This is a genomic window from Nocardioides flavescens, assembly GCF_009823805.1.
In the GTDB taxonomy this organism is placed as follows: Bacteria; Actinomycetota; Actinomycetes; order Propionibacteriales; family Nocardioidaceae; genus Nocardioides; species Nocardioides flavescens.
Window position 1 is genome coordinate 38,737 of the sequence record NZ_WUEK01000011.1, and the last position, 19,186, is coordinate 57,922.

The window sequence follows — 19,186 nt, forward strand, 5'->3', positions numbered from 1 at the left end:
GCCGTGAGTGCCTCTCGATGGTCACGCGCGTGGCACAGTCGCGCCGTGAGCCGGGAGGTCGAGCAGCGCAACCGGGCGATGCTGCGAGCGCGCGACGCGATGGACCGGCGCTTCGCCGAGCCGCTGGACGTGCCGGGGCTGGCGTCGATCGCGCACGTCTCGCCGGCGCACTTCATACGGACCTTCCGGGCGACGTTCGGCGAGACGCCGCACCGTTACCTGCAGAGACGACGCATCGAGCGGGCGATGGCGATGCTGTGCTCGACGGACCTGTCGGTCACCGAGGTGTGCATGGCGGTGGGGTTCTCGAGCCTCGGGACGTTCAGCCGCACCTTCCGCGAGGTCGTCGGCCAGTCACCGCGCGACTACCGCGCCACCCACCCGCACGTCGACCGCGTGCCCACCCACTTCTCGATGGCGTGGACCCGACCGAGCAGTCTCGGGTCAGCAGTTTCGGAGAAGCGCGACGGCGACGTGGCCCCCTAGCGTCGGGGCCGTGTTCACCGACATCAACATCTCCCAGCTCTTCGTCTTCGACCAGGACGAGGCCCTCGACTACGTCGGCAAGCTCGGCCTGGAGGTCCACACCGACCAGGACCTCGGCTTCATGCGCTGGCTCACCGTGATGGTCCCCGGCCACCCCGAGCGGGAGATCCTGCTCGAGCGCCCCGGCGCCCCGTCGATGGACGAGGAGACCGCGGCGCAGGTGCGCGAGCTGGTCAGCAAGGGCGTGATGGGCGGCTGGGTCGGCTTCGTGACCGACGACTGCCGCAGGACCTACGAGGAGCTCAGCGCCAGGGGCGTGGAGTTCACCGACGGACCCAACGAGCAGCCGTACGGCATCGACGCAGGCATCCGCGACCCGTTCGGCAACAAGCTGCGGTTCGTGCAGCCGCTCGCACCCCAGGGCTGACCCTCCTCAGAGCAGCAGCGCTCAGAACAGCAGCGCGGACGCCGGGTCCTCCAGGATCGAGGCGACGTCGGCGAGGAACTGCGAGCCGGCGGCGCCATCGATGTGGCGGTGGTCGAAGGACAGCGCGAGCGTCGTCACCTGGCGCACGACGATCTCGTCCCGGCCGTCGACCTGGGCGACCCAGGGCTGCTTCTTGATCGCTCCGAAGCACAGGATCGCCGACTCGCCCGGGTTGATGATCGGGGTGCCGGCGTCGACGCCGAAGACGCCGACGTTGGTGATCGTGAAGGAGCCGCCCGCCATCTCGGCGGGCTGGGTGCGGCCCTCGCGGGCGGTGGCGGTCAGCTCGTTGAGCGCGGTCGCCAGCTCGAGCAGCGAGAGCCGGTCGGCGTCCTTGACGTTGGGCACGACCAGCCCGCGCGGGGTGGCGGCGGCGATGCCGAGGTTGACGCCGTGCTTGACCACGATCTCCTGCGCGGCCTCGTCCCAGAACGAGTTCACGATCGGCGTGCGCCTCATCGCCAGCAGCGCGGCCCGGGCCAGCACGAGCAGCGGCGAGACCTTCACGTCGCGGAACTCGCGGCGCGCCCTCAGGCGCTCGACGAACTCGACGGTGCGGGTCGCGTCGAGCGTGACCCACTCCGTCACGTGCGGGGCGGAGTAGGCCGAGGCGACCATCGCCTGCGCCATCATCTTGCGCACGCCCTTGATCGGCTCGCGGGTCTCCCGCTCCCCCGTCCCGGCGTACGACGGCACGGAGGTCGGAGCGGGGGCGGGCGCCGGGCCGCCTGCGGACGCCTGCTCCACGTCGGCACGGCTGATCGTGCCGCCGGGTCCGGTCGCGCTGACCGTGGCCAGGTCGACGCCGAGGTCCTTGGCGAGCTTGCGCACCGGGGGCTTGGCGAGCACCCGCACGGCGGCGGGCTCGCGCTCGACCGGCGTGACGGGCACCGCGGGCTCCGGCTCCTCGGCCTCGACCAGCGGCGAGGCCGCGCCCGGCTCGAACGCCGCCTGCGCCTGCATGTGGGTCGCAACCGCACCGGAGGCGACCTTCCGGGGGCGCCGGGTCGGGCCGCGGTCGGCCTTCATGCGGCCGACCAGCGACTCGCCCTCCCCGCCGCCGGACGCGGCGGGGTTGGAGAGGTCGATGACCATGTCGGCAGCGGGATCGGTCGACGGCGCGGGCGCTGCCGCCTCGTCGGGTGAGCCGATGGCGATGATCGGCGTGCCGACGGGGACGGTCTCGCCCTCGGCGACGAGGATCGCGGTCACCTCGCCGGCGTACGGCGAGGGCAGCTCGACGATCGACTTCGCGGTCTCGATCTCGCAGACGATGTCGTTGACGGCGATGGTGTCGCCGACCTTCACCTTCCAGGAGACGAGCTCGGCCTCGGTGAGGCCCTCGCCGACGTCGGGCAGGAGGTACTCGGGCATGCGGGGGTCTCCTAGAACGCGAGCGAGCGGTCGACGGCGTCGAGCAGCCGGTCGAGGTCGGGCAGCCACTCCTCCTCGAGCCGCGAGGCGGGGTAGGGCGTGTCGAAGCCGCCGACGCGCAGCACCGGCGCCTCGAGGGAGTAGAAGCACTCCTCCTGCACCCGGGCGGCCAGCTCGGCACCGAGGCCGAGGTTGACGTGCGCCTCGTGGCACACGACCGCGCGACCGGTGCGGCGCACCGACTCGTGGACCGGGCCCATGTCGAGCGGGGAGAGGGTGCGCAGGTCGATGACCTCGACCGAGCGGCCCTCGCCGGCGGCGGCCTCGGCGGCCTTGAGGGCGGTCTTGACGGTCGGGCCGTAGGCCAGCACCGTCACGTCGTCGCCCTGGCGCACGACGCGGGAGGTGAACAGCGGCGCGGGCTCGACCGAGTCGTCGAGCTCGGCCTTGTCGGCGTGGTACTGCCGCTTGGGCTCGAGGAAGATCACCGGGTCGTCGCAGGCGATGGCCTGCTGGATCATCCAGTAGCCGTCGACGGGGTTGGAGCAGGCCACGACCTTGAGCCCCGGGGTGTGCGCGAACTGCGCCTCCGGCGACTCGCTGTGGTGCTCGACCGCGCCGATCCCGCCGCCGAAGGGGATGCGGATGACCATCGGCATCGGGATCCGGCCCTGGGAGCGGAAGTGCAGCTTGGCGACCTGGCAGACGATCTGGTCGTAGGCCGGGTAGACGAAGCCGTCGAACTGGATCTCGACGACCGGGCGGTAGCCGCGCATCGCCATGCCGACCGCGGTGCCGACGATGCCGGACTCCGCGAGCGGGCTGTCGATGACGCGGTCCTCGCCGAAGTCCTTCTGCAGGCCGTCGGTGATGCGGAAGACGCCGCCGAGCTTGCCGACGTCCTCACCCATCAGCAGGACTTTGGGGTCGGCCTCCATCGCCTTGCGCAGGCCGAGGTTGAGCCCCTTGGCGAGCGTGATCTTCTCGGTGGTCTGCTGAACCATCAGTGGGCCCCCTCGAACGACGACAGGTAGGCGGCGTACTCGGCCTTCTGGGCCTCGAGCTCGGGCGTCATCTCGGCGTAGACGCGGTCGAAGACGTCGAGCGGCTGCGGGTCGGGCAGCGCCTTGCACCCCTCGCGCAGCCGCACGCCGAGCTCGTCGGCCTCGGTCGCCACGGCGTCGAAGAACGACTGCTCGGCCAGGCCGTTGCGCTTGAGGTAGGCCTCGACGCGGGCGATCGGGTCGCGCAGCTTCCAGCTCTCGACGTCGTCGGAGAGGCGGTAGCGGGTCGGGTCGTCGGTCGTGGTGTGGGCGCCCATCCGGTAGGTGTAGGCCTCGACGAACGTCGGGCCCTGGCCCTCGCGGGCGCGCTGCAGCGCGGCCTGCGTGACGGCGTACGTCGCGAGCACGTCGTTGCCGTCGACCCGCACGCCGGGGAAGCCGAAGCCGAGCGCGCGCTGGTAGAGCGGGATGCGGGTCTGGCGCTCGATGGGCTCGGAGATCGCCCACTGGTTGTTCTGGCAGAAGAAGACGACCGGCGCGTTGTAGGACGCAGCGAAGATGAAGGACTCGTTGACGTCGCCCTGGCTGGAGGCGCCGTCGCCGAAGTGGGCGATGACCGCGGCGTCGCGGTCGGGGTCGCCGGTGCCGACGACGCCGTCGCGCTGCATGCCCATGGCGTAGCCCGTGGCGTGCAGGGTCTGGGCACCGATCACGATGGTGTAGAGCCCGAAGTTGACGTCCTTCGGGTCCCAGTCGCCGTGGTCGACCCCGCGGAAGAGGCCGAGCAGCTTGAGCGGGTCGAGGCCGCGGCACCAGGCGACGCCGTGCTCGCGGTAGGTCGGGAAGACGAAGTCCTGCGGGCGCAGCGCGCGGCCGGCGCCGACCTGAGCGGCCTCCTGACCGAGCAGCTGGGCCCAGATGCCGAGCTCGCCGTGGCGCTGCAGCGCGGTCGACTCGGTGTCGATGCGGCGCACCAGCACCATGTCGCGGTAGAGCCCGCGGATCGCCTCGTCCTCGGCGACGCCCGGGCCGGGGTCGAAGCGGAACTCGGCGTGCTCGACGCGCTCGCCCTCGGGCGTCAGCAGCTGGACCAGCTCGGGTCCGCCGTGCTGCTGGGAGGGGCCGAACACCTCGGCCAGGTCGGGCCCGAAACCGGCTCCGGGGCTCGCGGGGGCAGTGCCGTCCATGCGTCTCCTCAGGTCACGTCCGCAGCAGGGTCTCCGCTGCGGGTTCCACGCGCCCGCCCACCGCGCCGCGGGGTGGTGCGGACTGTGAGCCGGGTCACGATTCGTGCTCCGTCAGCCTAGCCATCCCCACCGACCCTCGCGAACCGAGGCCGCACCGTCTACGTCGCGCCCCACCACCGGGGGACCAGCGTGCGGTGCAGCTCGACGAACGTCGCGGCGCCGGGCGGGTCCGGGTCGGCCAGCCAGGCCTGGATCGCGCCGACCGTGCCGGCGGCCACGAAACGTGCCGCCGTGTCGTGCACGAGCGCAGCAGGCGCGTCGGCGACGGGGGGCGGCCACGTCAGCCGGCCCTGGGCGTCGAGGGCGCGAACAGTGCCGACGAAGTGCTCGGCCAGCATCGCGTGCAGACTGCCGGCGCCGGCGTCCGCGGCGAGGCCGCGACGGTAGACCTCGACGTGGCGGGCGACGTGCTCCAGCACGCCCCCGGTCACCGCCTCCATGGCCTCGCCGGTCGGCCGGTCCGGGTGCGCGAGCAGCCCCGCGCGCAGCACGTCGAGCTCGGCGGACAGCGCCGCCCGCAGGAGCTCGTCGACCGAGGTCGCGTGCTCGTAGAACGTCGAGCGGTGCACCCCGGCCGCACGGGCGACCTGCGTGACGCTCAGCGCGTCGACCGGACCGGCCGCCGCGAGCTCGAGCACGGCGTCGTGGAGGCGCTGACGACTGCGGAGCAGGCGGGCGTCCACGCGGTCTCCTCCTCACACCAGTGCTCGTCGGGAATGCGCCGACACTATCCGACGTTTGTCGGATAGAGGCCCGACGCGGTGCCGGGCCACGACAGACGACAGTCAGACGACAGTCAGAAGGAGTGTGGATCATGGCGACCTACGACGTGGCGGGCCGGTCGGCGATCGTGACGGGCGCGGGCTCGGGCATCGGACGGGCGATCGCCCTCCTGCTCGGTGCCAACGGCGCCTCCGTCCTCGCCCACGACCTCTCCGCCGAGACGGCCGATGCCGTGGCGGCCGAGATCAGGGCAGCGGGCGGCACGGCCGAGGCCTTCGCCGGCGACACCGCCGACCCGGAGGTGGCCCGGCGAGCGGTCGAGGCGGCCCAGGCCCTGGCCCCGCTGCGGATCGCGATCAACAACGCCGGCATCGGCGCGGCCCCGGCCTCGATCGGCGACTACCCGGAGGACGACTGGTCCCGGGTCATCGACGTCGACCTCAACGGCGTCTTCCGCGGCCTGCGCGCCCAGCTGCCGGCCATCGCGGCCAACGGCGGCGGTGCGGTCGTCACCATGGCCTCGGTGCTCGGCTCGGTCGGCCTGGCCGGCAACGCGGCGTACGTCACCGCGAAGCACGGCCTCATCGGCCTCACCAAGAACGCCGCGCTGGAGTACTCCGGCCAGGGTGTGCGCGTCAACGCCGTCGGCCCCGGCTTCATCGAGACCCCCGCCCTGGTCGACGCCATGGACGCCGACGCCCGCGCGGGCCTGGCCGCCCAGCACGCGACCGGCCGTCTCGGCACCCCCGAGGAGGTCGCCCACCTCGTCGCCTTCCTGGTCTCCGACGCCGCGAGCTTCGTGACCGGCAGCTACCACCTCGTCGACGGGGGCTACGCCGCGCACTGACCAGCACCTGCGGGATCACCCGTCTGGGTCACCTTGTCCGATTCGCCTGCCGGACCAGTCCAGCTCCGGCAGACTTGGGAGTGCTCGGGGGGTGCCGAGCCGGCGGGTACGGCAGCCGGCCTTGCACAGAGAGTGATCCATGGCTGTCCACACCGACGTGCGCAGCACGCGCACGGGCCGCGAAGAGCGGCGCCAGCGAGCCGTCGAGGCGCTCGGGCTGACCGAGAACGTCCGCGAGGAGCGCTTCGACCGCATCACGCGCCTGGCGCGCGCGCTGTTCGACGTCGACGCCTCGACCGTGACGGTGCTCGACCGCGACCGGGCGATCTACCCCGGCGCCGCGGGGTACGACGGCACCCCGCTGCCGCGGCAGGAGACCCTGTGCGACCGGGCGACGTCGGAGGAGTCGCTGCTGGTCGTGCCGGACGCGACCCAGGACCCGCGCTTCGACTCCCTCGACATCGTGACCAGCGGCGTCATCAGCTTCTACGTCGGCGCCCCGCTGCGCGACGGCGCGGGCAACGTCGTGGGCGTGCTCTGCGCCTTCGACTCCGCGGCGAAGATGCCGTCGCCGACCCAGCTCAAGGCCTTCGAGGACCTCGCGGTGTGGGCGCAGCAGGAGCTCGTCGGTCACGCCGAGCGGCGCGGCGCGCGCCAGGTGCAGACCTCGCTGCTGCCCGACCGGCCGCTCGAGCTCGACGGGTGGGACGTCGCGGGGCTGTGCCTGCCGGCGCTGGCCGTCGGCGGCGACTTCTACGACTACGGCGTCTCGCACGGCGTGCTGCACCTCGGCCTGGGCGACGTCATGGGCAAGGGCACGGGCGCCGCCCTGCTCGGGGCGGGCGTGCGCGCCGCGATCCGCGCCACCCACCAGGAGGTCGTCGCGGGCGGCGACCTCGGGCGCAGCGCCACCCGGGTCGCCCGCGGCCTCGGCGCCGACCTGGAGCGGTCGGGCTCGTTCGCGACGGTCTTCGAGGCCGCCGTCGACCTGTGCGACGGCACCGTCCGCTCCGTCGACGCCGGGCTCGGTCTCGTGCTCGTCGTACGCGCGGACGGCTCGTGCGAGCGCCAGGTCGGCCGGGGCCGCCCGTTCGGCGTGCTGCCCGACGACACCTGGGAGCAGCAGACCTTCCACCTCGAGCCGGGCGACCGGCTCGTGGTCTTCAGCGACGGCCTGCTCGACCTCGTCGACGACCAGCTGCGCTGGTGGGAGCCGGTGGGCGCGATGGTCGGCGAGGCCGCCGACACCGCGAGCCTGCTGGCCCACGTCTCCGCCCTCGCCGCGGCGCACACCGCCCTCGACGACGTCACCGTGCTGGTCGTCCACCGGCACGCCGGAGCCCAGGGGGCTGCGTGAGCCGGCGCGGCCCGGTCGAGCGCACTCCTCAGCAGGCGGCGCGGCGGCTGGTGCTGATCCGCGTCATCGTGGTGCTCACCGCGGTCCTGGGCGTCAACTACGTCGCCTGGCGCTGGCTGTTCTCGGTGCACTGGGGTGCGTGGTGGATCGCGGTGCCCCTCGTGATCGCCGAGACCTACAGCCTGGTCGACTCACTGCTCTTCGGGCTGACCATGTGGCGGCTCAAGGACCGCGGGGCCGCGCCACCACCCCCGCCCGACGTGACCGTCGACGTCTTCATCACCAGCTACAACGAGCCGGTCGAGATGGTGATGCGCACCGCCCGGGCCGCGAAGGCGATCCGCTACCCGCACGAGACGTGGGTGCTCGACGACGGCAACCGCGAGGAGATGCGGCTGGCCTGCGAGGCCGAGGGCGTCGGCTGGATCACCCGGTCCTCGGCGTGGACCGACCGCCCGCGCCACGCCAAGGCCGGCAACCTCAACAACGCGCTGCTCGCCACCGAGGGCGAGTTCCTGCTGATCCTCGACGCCGACCAGGTGCCGCTGCCCGAGATCCTCGACCACACGCTGGGCTTCTTCACCGACGAGCAGATGGCGCTCGTGCAGACGCCGCAGTGGTTCGTCAACGTGCCCGAGTCCGACCCGCTCGGCAGCCAGGCCCCGCTCTTCTACGGGCCCATCCAGCAGGGCAAGGACGGCTGGAACGCCGCCTTCTTCTGCGGCTCCAACGCCGTCATCCGCCGCGAGGCGCTGATGCAGCTCGGCGTGAGCGGCTACGTCGGCGAGGTCGAGGTGGGCGTCCACCGCGCGCTGCGCACCGGTCGCCGGATCGTGACCGAGGCGCGGCGCTCGCTCGAGCGCGACCCCTCTCCGCACGACAACGCCGCCCAGGTCGCCGCGGCCCTGGACAAGATCCTCTACGACATCGGCCGCGCCCGGCGCGAGCTCGCCCGCGGCGTCGCGCTCTTCGACGTGACCTACCGCTTCCAGCGACGGCTCGCCTCGATCCGCCGCGAGCTCGTCGCCGCCGACCTGCACGCGCTGCGCTCCGACCTCGCGATCGTCGCCGAGCTCGAGGGGCTCGCCGCGGACCCCGACGAGCGGCTCGCGACCGTCGACGAGGCCGTCCTCGAGCAGCTCGCCCAGCGCGAGTGGTCGCCGCTCGGTGCCGTGGAGACCGTGCAGGCCCTGGTCGACGCAGTCGACGTCGACCGCGCCGCCGAGGCGCAGCCGATCATGCCGCTGGCCACCATCTCGGTCACCGAGGACATGGCGACCTGCATGCGGCTGCACTCGCTCGGCTGGCGCTCGGCGTACCACGACGAGGTGCTCGCGCACGGTCTCGCGCCCGAGGACGTGCAGACGATGATGACCCAGCGGTTGCGCTGGGCGCAGGGCACGGTGCAGGTGATGTTCCGTGAGAACCCGCTGCGCCAGCGGCGGCTCTCGGTCCCTCAGCGGCTCATGTACTTCGCGACGATGTGGAGTTATCTCTCCGGCTTCGCCGCGGTCGTCTACATCGCCGCCCCCGTGATCTACCTGCTGTTCGGGATCTTGCCGGTGCAGGCGATCAGCACCGACTTCTTCATCCGGCTCGTGCCGTTCCTGATCGTCAACCAGCTGCTCTTCTGGGTGGTCGCCGACGGCCGCCCGACCTGGCGCGGCCAGCAGTACTCCCTGGCGCTGTTCCCGGTGTGGATCAAGTCCTTCACCTCGGCGTTCGGCAACGTCTTCCTCGGCCGCACCCTCGACTTCGCCGTGACGCCCAAGGTGCGCCGCGAGGACGACGGCGGGCGGCCCTGGCACCTCGTGAAGCCGCAGCTCGTCGCGATGGGCCTGCTCGCCGGCTCCGGCGTCATCGGGCTGGTGCGGCTGCTCGCCTTCGACCAGGGCAGTCCGCTCGGGGTCTACCTCAACCTGTTCTGGGTCGCCTTCGACCTGGTGATCTTCTCGGTCGTCATCAGCGCCGTCCGCTACCGCGGCTTCCAGCCCGCCGGGCAGCCCGTCGAGCAGCCCGGTGAAGCCGCACCCGAGCCCCGACCGACCGCGCCCCTGCCCGCCGTACGCCGTCCCGTCCCGACCCACCGAGGAGAACGCAGATGATGGAGCTCGACGTCCGCACCGACGAGCGGGGGGTCGGCGTGGTCGTGCCCCGCGGTCGGCTCAACATGGTGTCCGCCCGCAGCCTGCGCGACGCCCTCGACACCCTCGTGAACGACGGCACGCACCGGATCGTGGTCGACCTGGCCGAGACGACCTTCATGGACTCCTCCGGTCTCGGCGCTCTCATCGCCGGACTCAAGACCGCACGCCAGGCGGGCGGCGACCTGCGCATCGCGCGGCCGACGCCCGCGGTCACGACCGTCTTCGAGCTCACCAACCTCGACAAGGTGCTGCGCCCGCGCGAGAGCGCCGAGGCGGCGTTCGATGACTGAGGGTCGCCTGCAGGTCGACGGGCACGCGCAGCCCGAGGTGCTCGACCAGGTGCACACCGAGCTCGAGCAGCTGTGGGAGACGACGGGCGACGTGTCGATGCGCGACCGGATGCGCTTCGAGATGGGGCTGATGGAGATCGTCGGCAACGTCGTCGAGCACGCCTACCGGCTCGACCAGGGCTCGGCGGCACGGGTGCTCAGCGTCTCGGTCACCGTCACCGACTCCGAGGTGCGCGGCGTGCTCGCCGACAACGGCCTGCCCGTCGAGGTCGACCTCGGCGACGTCACGCTCCCGGATCCCGAGGCCGAGTCGGGCCGCGGGCTGGCGATGGCGCTCGCCTCGCTCGACCACCTCGAGCACGCCCGCGTCGCGGGCTGCAACCGATGGACGCTGGTGTGCGAGCGCAGCGCGCCCTGACGTCCGTCCTCACGGGGCTGCTGGTCCTCCTGGTCCTCCTCGGGCCGGGGGCGCCCGCGCGCGCCGCGGAGGACACACCCCAGGAGACCCGCAGTGATCCCGTCCCGCCGCCGCCCACCGGCGCGCCGTGGTTCGGCCCCGGGCTGGACTGGTCGAGCGAGCTCCCGGCCGACTACTCCGGTCGCCTCGGAGAGACCCCGTCGCTCTACGCCCAGCGCATCGACTACCCGCTGACCGACCAGTCCTCGACGTACCTGCAGCAGTTCGCGGAGCAGGCCGCCACCGAGGGCGCGGTCGCCGTGGTCAGCCTCGAGCCGCAGGTGCCGCTCACCGACCTCACCGACGCCCAGGCCCAGGACCTCGCCGACGAGCTGGCCACGCTGCACCACGACTACGACAGCGAGTTCCTCGTCCGGTTCGCGCCCGAGATGAACGGCAGCTGGGTCACCTGGGGCCAGCAGCCCACGGCGTACGTCGCGGCGTTCCGCGCGGTCGCCACCGCGGTGCACGCCACCACCGAGCACGCCGCGATGGTGTGGTCGCCGGCCTACGGCGCGGGGTACCCGTTCGGGAAGTCCTACGGCGCCGTCGACCCCTCCGGCGACCGCGAGGTCGCGCAGCTCGACACCGACGGCAACGGCGCGGTCGACGCCGACGACGACCCCTACGGTCCCTACTTCCCGGGCGAGCGCGCCGTCGACTGGGTGGGGCTCTCGCTCTACCACTTCGGCCTCGACCAGGAGTTCGGCCGCAACACCGTCCCGGTCGCGGGCGAGCTCGAGCAGCGCCTCGACGAGCGCTGGGGCTACGCCGACGACACCGCTCGGGTGCCGTTCTACGACCGCTTCGCCGAGCCGCGCGGCACGCCGTTCCTCATGGAGACCGGCGCGCTCTTCAACCCCTCCGAGAAGGGCGCCGACGGCTCCGCCACGGAGAAGGCGATCAAGCAGGGCTGGTGGCGCCAGGTCTTCGCCGCCTCCCGGACGCACCCGCTCGTCGCCGCGATCAGCTGGCTCGAGCTCGCCCGCTCCGAGGCCGAGGTGGGCGGCGCGACCGTGCAGTGGGGCGCGGCCCGCACCGACGGCCTGGCCGCCGCGCTGCGCACCGACCTCGACCGCTCCGACGTCACGATGGGACCGGTCACCCGGGTGCTCGACCTGCAGGCCGGCAACGAGGCGACCGCCCAGGGCCGTCTGCCCGACGCCGGCGACACCAGCGCGGAGATGGGCTGGATCGTCTTCTGCGTCGCGCTGCTCGCCGTCGCGTTCGCCTTCGCCGGGCTCGCCGGGCGCTACCTGCCGTCGTGGCGCTACCCGCTGGAGAACGACCCCCGCGACCAGCGTCTCGACCTGTTCCGCGGCTGGATCATCCTCGTCGTCGTCTTCACGCACACCGAGGTCGCGGGCCTCTACACCTACATCAGCCTCAACGCGATCGGCGCGATCACCGGCGCGGAGATGTTCGTGCTGCTGTCGGGGATCGTGCTCGGGATGATCTACCTCCCCACCGTCGCCAAGCTCGGCGAGTGGGGCACGGCGATCACCATGTGGCGCCGGGCGCGCAAGCAGTACCTCGTCGCGCTCGCCGTGGTCGTCCTGGTGTGGCTGCTCGGCAAGGTGCCGGGCGTCTCCACGTCGGTCGTGACGACGTTCACCGACCGCGGCACCGGCGAGAACGGCCAGTCCGCGCAGGGACTCGTCTACGACCTCTACCCCAACTTCCCGCGGCTGTTCGACTACCCGCCGCCGTGGTACGCCGTGAAGCAGCTCCTGCTGCTCGAGCAGGGCCCGTGGGTCTTCAACATCATGGGGCTCTTCGTCGTGCTCTCGCTGGTGCTGCCGCTGTGCATGGTGCTCGTCAAGCGTCGGCTCTGGTGGCTGCTGCTGGCGATCTCGTGGGCGCTCTTCGTCTGGAACTACGTCAGCCCCCAGCACCCGCTGCCCTCGCAGTTCGAGGGTGTCTTCCCGCTGCTGTCGTGGCAGGTGCTGTTCACCCACGGCCTGGTGCTGGGCACCTACCGCCGCCGGATCACCCGCGCCCTCACCTCACGCTGGGGCCGCGTCGGCTGCACGGTCTTCGTGATGGCCTACGCGCTCTCGCTGATCTGGCTCTGGCTCGGCCACCGCTACGGCTACGCCTCCACGCCGTTCCCCGAGGGCTCCTACGACTGGCTCTACGCCAACGCCTACAACCGCGTCTTCCTGCAGCCCGGCCGCCTCGTCGACTGCGTGCTGATGATCATCGTGGCCTACGCCGTGCTCACCCGGTGCTGGAAGCCCGTCAACGCCGTCGTCGGCTGGCTCTACACGCCGCTGGGCGCCGCCTCGCTCTACGTCTTCGTGGTCCACGTCTTCTTCGTCGTCGCCGTGGCCAACATCCCCGGCCTTGACCGCATGAACCCGTGGACCGGCACCCTGATCCACACCGTGATCATGATGCTGATCTGGCTGATGGTGAAGAAGAGGTTCCTCTTCTCGGTCATCCCGCGGTAGTGGGTTTCGAGCGGGCCGCGGCCGGCCTCGACCACTGGTGCCGGTGGTCGAGGGAGGACGACGCCCTCGCCGCGCGTGCGAGCGGTCTCGACCCCGGCCGGGTTCACCCGCGGTCCGAGAGCTCCAGTGCCCGGTCCAGGTCGGAACGCCGGCCTGTGAGCCCGAGCAGCTCCGGGCCCCGGCGTGTGTTCTTCCAGTGGAGGACGAACGCGGCAGCCTGACCGTTCTGGAGGTCGTAGACATCGACCCACACCGCGAGCCGCCCACCGTGCTCGTTGCCGCCGGTGAGGACGACGAGCCGCTCCGCATGAGCCTGCTCAGCCGCCGCGAGGCTGACGGCCGCCCGCCGGTCGGTGGTCGGCAGGCGGAGCCTGTCCGGGTTCTCCGTCGACCGCCCGGGTCGGAAGACGAGCACGAGGCTTCCGTCGACGCCACCACCCCGCCTGAACTCCTTCATGACCCATCCGCTCGCCCAGTCCACGAGGCTGCGGCGTGCGGGGCCCGAGGCCGCGAGGTCCAGGTCGGGCGGGCTCGCGGGTGTCGCCTCGCTGCCGAGCCCGCCGGAGCCGAGGGCCGAACCCCCTGCTGGCGGCGAAGACGCGCTCAGGAGCGCGACGAGGTGATCCTGCAGCGCAACCGCCGACCGAGGCACTTGGACCGAGAACGCGATGTCGGTAGGGACGTCGGTCGTGAACAGGTGGATGACGGTCGCGTCCTCGCGAGACGACAGCACCGCCTCGCGCACACGGGCTCGTTCGACGACGTCGACGTGCTCGTGCTTCGAGAACACCCCCCGCGTGGACGCCAGCGCGACGACCTCGGTGGTGACGACGAGGAAGGCGAGTCGTGACGTCCCGGGCATCGCGACGACGCCGGCGAGGAGAACCTCACCGCGTCGGGAGGCCTCGTCGACCGGCACGCGGTACTGCCGGTACAGCTCCCGCGTCGTGCGCTCCAGATCAGGTGGTGCCGGCTCCATCAGTGTCAGCATGCGAGCGATGCCGGCGTCGATCGTCCTCACGATCCCCACTCAAGCAGGTCCCGTGGCGTCTCGGGCAGACACGTGGGAGGGGTTCGTGCAGTCCGTACGGGTCAGGCGCAGAGGGTCAGGCGCAGAGGGTCAGGCGCAGAGGGTCAGTCCCAGAGGGTCAGCCGCGACCGTGCGGCTCCAGCCAGACGTCGGGGTCGGGACCCTTCGGCACGACGCCGGTCGGGTTGATGTCGGTGTGCACGCGGTAGTAGTGAGCCTTGATCTGGTCGAAGCGGGTCAGCTCGCCGAAGCCCGGGCTCTGGTAGAGGTCGCGCGCGTAACCCCACAGTGCCGGCATCTCGGTGAGCTTCTGCCGGTTGCACTTGAAGTGGCCGTGGTAGACGGCATCGAAGCGCGCGAGCGTGGTGTAGAGCCGCACGTCGGCCTCGGTGATGGCGTCGCCCATCAGATAGCGGCGGTCGGTGAGCCGCTCCTCCAGCCAGTCCATCGCGGTCCACAGCCGGTCGTACGCCGCGTCGTAGGACTCCTGGTCACCGGCGAACCCGCAGCGGTAGACGCCGTTGTTGACCTCGGTGTAGACGCGCTTGTTGACCTCGTCCATCTCCTCGCGCAGGTGCGCGGGCCACAGGTCGGGCGCGTCGTCCGAGTGGAACTCGCGCCACTCGTGGAAGAAGTCGTGGGTGATCCACGGGAAGTCGTTGGTGACGACCTCCCCGGTCGAGATCTCGACCATCGCCGGGACCGTGATGCCCTTCGGGTACGCCGGGAAGCGGGCGAAGTAGGCCTGCTGGAGCCGCTCGATGCCGAGCACCGGGTCCTTCCCGCCCTCGTCGAGGTCGAAGGTCCACGACCGCATGTCGTGGGTCGGGCCGCACACGCCCATCGAGATGACGTCCTCGAGGCCGAGCAGGCTGCGCACGATGATCGCGCGGTTGGCCCACGGGCAGGCCCATGAGGCGACGAGTCGGTAGCGGCCCGGCTCGACCGGCCACAGCGGGACGTCGGCGTTGCCGTGCTCGGGGCGCCGACCGTCCTCGGTGATCCGGTCGGGGATGTAGGCGGTGTCGCGGTTGAAGCCGCCCTTCTCGACGTATCCGGTCACGGACGGGCGGTACCCGGACGGTTGAAGGCTCAACCGCCCGGAAGGGCCGGTTCAGCCCGCGGCGCCGACGGCGACGTCCGCGAGCGGGAGAGCACCAGCGCCCGGGCGGTCGAGACCGCCCGGGCGCCGGGAAGAGCTGGTGGAGCTGGGTTGAGCTGGAGGTCAGGCCTTGGCCTTGACCTCGACGGTCTGGGCAGCGACCTTCTTGTTGCCCTTGTAGACCACGGTGTACTCGTGCGTGCCGGCGACGACGCCCTTGAGGTTGACGAGGAGCTTGCCGCGCACGACGCGGCCCTTGCCGACCTTGACGTCGTCCTCGTAGACGAAGACCTTGCCCTTGGCGAGCTTGAGGGCCTTGGCCTTCTTGACGCCCTTGACCTTCACGATGCCCGTGATGCGCAGGACGGTCTTCTTGCCGACGACGGCCTTCTTGGCCTTGACCTTCTTCAGCTTCGAGACGAGGCCGACCTTGACGGCGTCGGTCGAGGCCGAGCCGACGAAGTCGCCGTTGCGGGCGGTGACGACGGCGCGGACGGTCTTGCCGAGGTCGGCCTTCGACAGCGTGTAGGTCGGGGTGGTGGCGACCTGGGCGTCGTTGATGAGCCACTGGTAGGTGTACTCGGTGCCGGCCCTGACGGTCCAGGTGCCCGGGTCGACGCTCAGGGTCTTGCCGGGAGCGGCCTGGCCCTCGAGCTCAGGGGCCTTGGAGGCCTGCAGCGTGTTGGTCAGCGCGATGTCGATCGGCTGGGTGATGGCGCCGGCGGCGCCGGTCTCGACCGGCGTGGCCTCGGCGAACGTCGAGCCGGTCTTGTAGAACTTCGAGATGTAGTTGACGACCGGGCCGCCCGCGGCGGGCTGCGCCGACGCGAAGTAGCGCAGCGTGTAGCTCTCGTTGGGGTCGAGATCGTCGAGCAGGTAGGTGACCTCCGCGCCGCGACCGGTGGTGGCCGGGTCGTTGTCGAAGAAGGTGCGGGTGACCTGCACATCGTCGGCGTCGTACGCCGTGACCGAGCCGGTGTAGACGTAACCGGCGGGCACCGGCACGGAGACCGTGCCCTTGATGCCGGCGGAGAGCGCGAGCGAGATGGTCGGCACGGTGGTGACGGAGCCGGCGGCGCCGAGGGTGATCGCCGTGGCCTTGGCCTCGGTGTCGGCGTCGTTGTAGTACTCGCCCTGCCCGCGCAGGGTGTCACCGGTGAGCGTGCGCGCGTCGTAGGCGTAGACCTTCACCTGCGGGCGGTCCTGGACGGCGCCGGTCAGGAGGACGCCGCCGTTGCTGGCGGTGCCACCGTCGAAGTCGAAGTAGTACTCACCGGCAGCGTCGGTGAAGGCGGTGCCGAGCTCCTGGAGGGTGCCGTTCACCTCGACGTCGTAGGCCGTCACGGCCAGGCCCGCGACAGCCGTGCCGTTGAGCTGGGCGATGCCCGCGAGGTCGGCGCCGGCCGGCGGGGCGGCGTTCGCCGCGGGGGCGGCGACGAGGGAGAGCGACGCAGCACCGACGGCGAGGGCCGTCAGCGACGCGAACTTCTGGGGAGTGCGCATGGGAACCTTTCGTGGCAGTGGACGAGGGCGCGAACCGGTCCTGCCGTGTCGGCCCGCGCACCGTGCACGCCCCCACCCCCGAGGGTGCAGCATGACCGGCGGCTCTTTGTCTACCAGCCTGGGTTAATTCTGGGTGGCGAACACGCAAGTCGGACTGGACAGACCTTGACAGGTCGGTCACATCTCGTCGGCGGTCTAGCGCCGCAGCGACGCCACGAACTCCAGCTTGTCCAGCACCGGCGCAGGGATGACGAACGGGTAGAGGTCGTCCTTGCCCATGGACCGGTTGATCATGTTCAGCGCCACCGTCAGCGGCGCCCAGACGCCGGTGACGACGTCGCGGAACGTCGAGAACGCCGTCACGGGGGCGACCGCTGTCAGGCCGTACTCCCCCGCGGTCTCGATCGTGTCGCTGATGTGCAGGAAGTGCGCCCAGGTCTCGGCGAAGTCCTCGAACGGGTGCATCGTGGCGTAGCTGCTGAGGTAGCGGTCCTCCCACCCGGCCGGCGGGCCGTCGGCGTAGTGCCGGTCGATCGCCGCCTGGTAGTCCTGCGACTCGTCGCCGAACAGCGCGCGGCAGCGCGCCATCAGGTCGTCGCCGCGCACCAGCTGCCACTCGTAGTAGTGCCCCACCTCGTGACGCAGGTGGCCGAGCATCGTGCGGTAGGGCTCACCGAGCTGCAGCCGCACCCGCTCGCGGTACGCCGCGTCGCCCTCGGCCAGGTCGATCGTCACGACGCCGTCGGCGTGCCCGATCGTCACCTGCTCGTGGGTGCTCGAGAGCATGTCGAAGGCGAGCCCGCCCTTGGGGTCCATCCCCTTGTCGTGAACCGCGAACCCGAGGGTGTCGAGCTCGTAGACGAGGTGTCGCTTGGCCCGCTCGGCGGCCGGGTAGAGCGCCATCCCGTCGGTGTCGGCGTCGTTCGGACGGGTGCGGGTCAGGTCGCAGGCCGAGCACTGACCGCCCTGCCAGCGGGAGAGCCACGTGCAGCCGTGCAGATCGAAGTGGCGGCAGCGGTGCCAGACCAGCCCCTGCGCGTCGACGTAGCGCCCCAAGCCGTCGACGGGCACGATCGCGCGCTCCTCGCGCGAGAAGCCGAGCGGGCTCCCGCACGAGACGCACGAGGAGTTCTCGAAGTGGAGCTGGTTGTCGCACACCCGGCAGCGGAACGCCTTCACGGCTCGCACGGTGTCACGCGAGCCGCGCAGGCAAACCCCGCCGAGGCGCACATCTCACGGCGGCGTGCGTCAGTCGTCCTCCCACGTCGCGCCGGGGCGCAGGCCGTCGGGCTCGACGCTCGTCACCCTCGTCGGCATCCCGATCAGGCTGCGGAAGCTCGCATACGTCGTCGTGTACGCCGGGCGCGAGTTGCCCCTGCCCTTCCACATCAGGTCGAAGTTGCGCACGTACTTCCGCGCCACCCCGGCCCCGCGGATGCTGAACAGCACCTCGTCCTGCGCGGTGCCGAGCCCGGCCCAGTTCGACGAGCCGGTGAAGGTCAGCGAGGTGCGCGGGCGACCGGCGTACGTGCCGCGGATGACGAGGTACTTCTGGTGGGTGTAGAGCTCGACCTCGCCGTCGCCGTTGCGGTCGAAGCCGGTCGAGCGCAGCGGCACCCGCCCGCGCGGGGTCTGCTTGCCGAGGACCTGCTTGGTCCTGAACCCGATGAGGCCGTAGTCGACGCGCACCTGGCACCCCTCGGCGTACTTCTGGCGGAGAGCGGCGGCCAGGTAGTTGCCGCGCTGGCCGCGCATGGAATGCATCGAGAGGTCCAGCTTCGTACGACGGCCGTCGGTCACGCACTGCACGCGGTCGAGGATCTCCAGCACCGGGTCGTCGCGACGGTTGGAGGTGCGCGGGAAGACCTGGGTGGTGAACTTGTCGACCGCCTCGTCGCAGGCCTGGCCCTCGCCGGCGCGCGGGGTGCCGCAGAAGGTGTACGCCGGTCGCTTGGTCGACCAGTCGCGCTTCATGTCGTTGAACAGCGCGACGTACTGGTCGAACATCGCGCGGCGCCCCGAGGTGATGAACAGGTCGTTCCACTGGTGCACGTGGGCGTTGAGCATCATGTTGGCCGAGCCGACCATGAGCACGCGCTTGGACTTCCCGGCCTCGGTGAACGTGTAGAACTTCGAGTGCAGGTTGCGGTCGGGCGTCGCCGATCGGCACCCGCTCCTGCACTTGTAGATGAAGCTGCTCGCCCAGCGGTTGGTGCCGAGCCGGGCGCGGAGGTACTTCATCGCCTTGGTGTCCTGGTGGTCGTTGAGCAGCAGCTGCACCTTGACCCCGCGGCGATGCGCGGCGGCGAGCGCCTCCGCGACCGGCATCCGGTCGAAGGAGTAGAGCGCGATGCGGATCGTGCTGCGCTTCGGCGTCGCCCGGATCGCCGCCAGCACCTGCCGCTCGATGCGGAACTTCGCCGCCTGTGAGCCCCGCGGGTTGTTGAAGAACGGCCCCTCGGGCGCGCGGTAGCCCTTCGTGGCCTTGGCCGCCTCCGCGTGCTCGGTCGTCACCGGGGTCGGTGCGACGGCGAGCAGGGTCGCGACGAGCGCGAGGACTGCGAAGCGGACCGCGGTCACCGCTGGTTGAGGAGGCGCGCCAGCGCCGTCTCGCAACCACTCACGGAGAAGGACAGGACGGTGAAGAAGTCTGCGGAGCATCACCAGGTACGACGGAGC

17 protein-coding genes are annotated in these 19,186 nt (G+C 71.5%); 8 read left to right on the forward strand and 9 right to left on the reverse strand.

Features of this window, described 5'->3' with window-relative positions; genetic code table 11:
- Positions 1 to 45: 45 nt before the first annotated feature.
- The gene (locus GRQ65_RS16635; protein WP_337191804.1) at positions 46 to 486 is read left to right on the forward strand and encodes a helix-turn-helix domain-containing protein; all 441 of its coding nucleotides are present in this window, start codon (positions 46 to 48) and stop codon (positions 484 to 486) included.
- Between the two features lie 10 nt (positions 487 to 496).
- On the forward strand, positions 497 to 913 hold the full coding sequence (locus GRQ65_RS16640; RefSeq protein ID WP_160879122.1) for a VOC family protein: 417 nt from the start codon (positions 497 to 499) through the stop codon (positions 911 to 913).
- A gap of 21 nt (positions 914 to 934) precedes the next feature.
- Here GRQ65_RS16640 and GRQ65_RS16645 read toward each other — a convergent pair whose 3' ends face one another.
- The 4 genes from GRQ65_RS16645 to GRQ65_RS16660 all read right to left on the reverse strand — a co-directional run bounded on the left by GRQ65_RS16645 (position 935) and on the right by GRQ65_RS16660 (position 5,281).
- Positions 935 to 2,347 (reverse strand): dihydrolipoamide acetyltransferase family protein, encoded by a 1,413-nt coding sequence (locus GRQ65_RS16645; protein WP_160879123.1) that lies wholly within the window; start codon positions 2,345 to 2,347, stop codon positions 935 to 937.
- 11 nt (positions 2,348 to 2,358) lie between these two features.
- Positions 2,359 to 3,351, reverse strand: coding sequence for an alpha-ketoacid dehydrogenase subunit beta (locus GRQ65_RS16650; protein WP_160879124.1), 993 nt, complete (start codon positions 3,349 to 3,351; stop codon positions 2,359 to 2,361).
- A complete protein-coding gene (pdhA, locus tag GRQ65_RS16655) occupies positions 3,351 to 4,538 on the reverse strand; it encodes a pyruvate dehydrogenase (acetyl-transferring) E1 component subunit alpha (protein ID WP_160879125.1) in 1,188 nt (395 codons plus the stop codon). Before pdhA ends, GRQ65_RS16650 begins: the two co-directional genes overlap by 1 nt.
- 158 nt (positions 4,539 to 4,696) lie before the next feature.
- Complete coding sequence (locus GRQ65_RS16660; protein ID WP_160879126.1) at positions 4,697 to 5,281, reverse strand: TetR family transcriptional regulator; 585 nt, start codon at positions 5,279 to 5,281, stop codon at positions 4,697 to 4,699.
- A gap of 131 nt (positions 5,282 to 5,412) precedes the next feature.
- On the opposite strand from GRQ65_RS16660, the gene GRQ65_RS16665 reads away from it, so the two are divergent.
- The 6 genes from GRQ65_RS16665 to opgC all read left to right on the forward strand — a co-directional run bounded on the left by GRQ65_RS16665 (position 5,413) and on the right by opgC (position 12,872).
- Positions 5,413 to 6,168 carry an SDR family NAD(P)-dependent oxidoreductase gene (locus GRQ65_RS16665; RefSeq protein ID WP_160879127.1) on the forward strand — a complete coding sequence of 252 codons (756 nt, stop codon included), beginning with the start codon at positions 5,413 to 5,415 and terminating at the stop codon, positions 6,166 to 6,168.
- Positions 6,169 to 6,307: 139 nt separating this feature from the next.
- A complete protein-coding gene (locus GRQ65_RS16670; protein WP_160879128.1) occupies positions 6,308 to 7,525 on the forward strand; it encodes a PP2C family protein-serine/threonine phosphatase in 1,218 nt (405 codons plus the stop codon).
- Positions 7,522 to 9,630 carry a glycosyltransferase family 2 protein gene (locus tag GRQ65_RS16675; RefSeq protein ID WP_160879129.1) on the forward strand — a complete coding sequence of 703 codons (2,109 nt, stop codon included), beginning with the start codon at positions 7,522 to 7,524 and terminating at the stop codon, positions 9,628 to 9,630. Before GRQ65_RS16670 ends, GRQ65_RS16675 begins: the two co-directional genes overlap by 4 nt.
- A complete protein-coding gene (locus GRQ65_RS16680; RefSeq protein WP_160879130.1) occupies positions 9,627 to 9,962 on the forward strand; it encodes an STAS domain-containing protein in 336 nt (111 codons plus the stop codon). Before GRQ65_RS16675 ends, GRQ65_RS16680 begins: the two co-directional genes overlap by 4 nt.
- Positions 9,955 to 10,380, forward strand: coding sequence for an ATP-binding protein (locus GRQ65_RS16685; RefSeq protein WP_160879131.1), 426 nt, complete (start codon positions 9,955 to 9,957; stop codon positions 10,378 to 10,380). Before GRQ65_RS16680 ends, GRQ65_RS16685 begins: the two co-directional genes overlap by 8 nt.
- Complete coding sequence (opgC, locus tag GRQ65_RS24105) at positions 10,359 to 12,872, forward strand: OpgC domain-containing protein (protein WP_160879132.1); 2,514 nt, start codon at positions 10,359 to 10,361, stop codon at positions 12,870 to 12,872. Before GRQ65_RS16685 ends, opgC begins: the two co-directional genes overlap by 22 nt.
- 103 nt (positions 12,873 to 12,975) lie before the next feature.
- Here the strand turns inward: opgC and GRQ65_RS16695 are convergent, their stop codons facing one another.
- From GRQ65_RS16695 to GRQ65_RS16715, 5 genes are all read right to left on the reverse strand, one after another.
- Entirely contained in the window at positions 12,976 to 13,617 is a 642-nt protein-coding gene (locus tag GRQ65_RS16695; protein WP_160879133.1) for a hypothetical protein, read from the reverse strand.
- A gap of 403 nt (positions 13,618 to 14,020) precedes the next feature.
- Positions 14,021 to 14,965, reverse strand: coding sequence for a glutathione S-transferase family protein (locus GRQ65_RS16700; RefSeq protein WP_337191805.1), 945 nt, complete (start codon positions 14,963 to 14,965; stop codon positions 14,021 to 14,023).
- Between the two features lie 162 nt (positions 14,966 to 15,127).
- Complete coding sequence (locus GRQ65_RS16705; protein WP_160879135.1) at positions 15,128 to 16,507, reverse strand: hypothetical protein; 1,380 nt, start codon at positions 16,505 to 16,507, stop codon at positions 15,128 to 15,130.
- Positions 16,508 to 16,702: 195 nt separating this feature from the next.
- Positions 16,703 to 17,686, reverse strand: a complete 984-nt coding sequence (locus GRQ65_RS16710; protein WP_160879136.1) for a putative zinc-binding metallopeptidase — start codon at positions 17,684 to 17,686, stop codon at positions 16,703 to 16,705.
- Positions 17,687 to 17,755: 69 nt separating this feature from the next.
- Positions 17,756 to 19,087 carry a phospholipase D-like domain-containing protein gene (locus GRQ65_RS16715; protein ID WP_160879137.1) on the reverse strand — a complete coding sequence of 444 codons (1,332 nt, stop codon included), beginning with the start codon at positions 19,085 to 19,087 and terminating at the stop codon, positions 17,756 to 17,758.
- Positions 19,088 to 19,186: the final 99 nt, after the last annotated feature.

Coding starts and splice junctions, on each gene's coding strand:
- GRQ65_RS16645 (WP_160879123.1), bottom strand. CDS start 2,347: ATGCCCGAGTACCTCCTGCCCGACGTCGGCGAGGGCCTCACCGAGGCC.
- GRQ65_RS16650 (WP_160879124.1), bottom strand. CDS start 3,351: ATGGTTCAGCAGACCACCGAGAAGATCACGCTCGCCAAGGGGCTCAAC.
- pdhA (WP_160879125.1), bottom strand. CDS start 4,538: ATGGACGGCACTGCCCCCGCGAGCCCCGGAGCCGGTTTCGGGCCCGAC.
- GRQ65_RS16665 (WP_160879127.1), top strand. CDS start 5,413: ATGGCGACCTACGACGTGGCGGGCCGGTCGGCGATCGTGACGGGCGCG.
- GRQ65_RS16670 (WP_160879128.1), top strand. CDS start 6,308: ATGGCTGTCCACACCGACGTGCGCAGCACGCGCACGGGCCGCGAAGAG.
- GRQ65_RS16680 (WP_160879130.1), top strand. CDS start 9,627: ATGATGGAGCTCGACGTCCGCACCGACGAGCGGGGGGTCGGCGTGGTC.
- GRQ65_RS16685 (WP_160879131.1), top strand. CDS start 9,955: ATGACTGAGGGTCGCCTGCAGGTCGACGGGCACGCGCAGCCCGAGGTG.
- GRQ65_RS16705 (WP_160879135.1), bottom strand. CDS start 16,507: ATGCGCACTCCCCAGAAGTTCGCGTCGCTGACGGCCCTCGCCGTCGGT.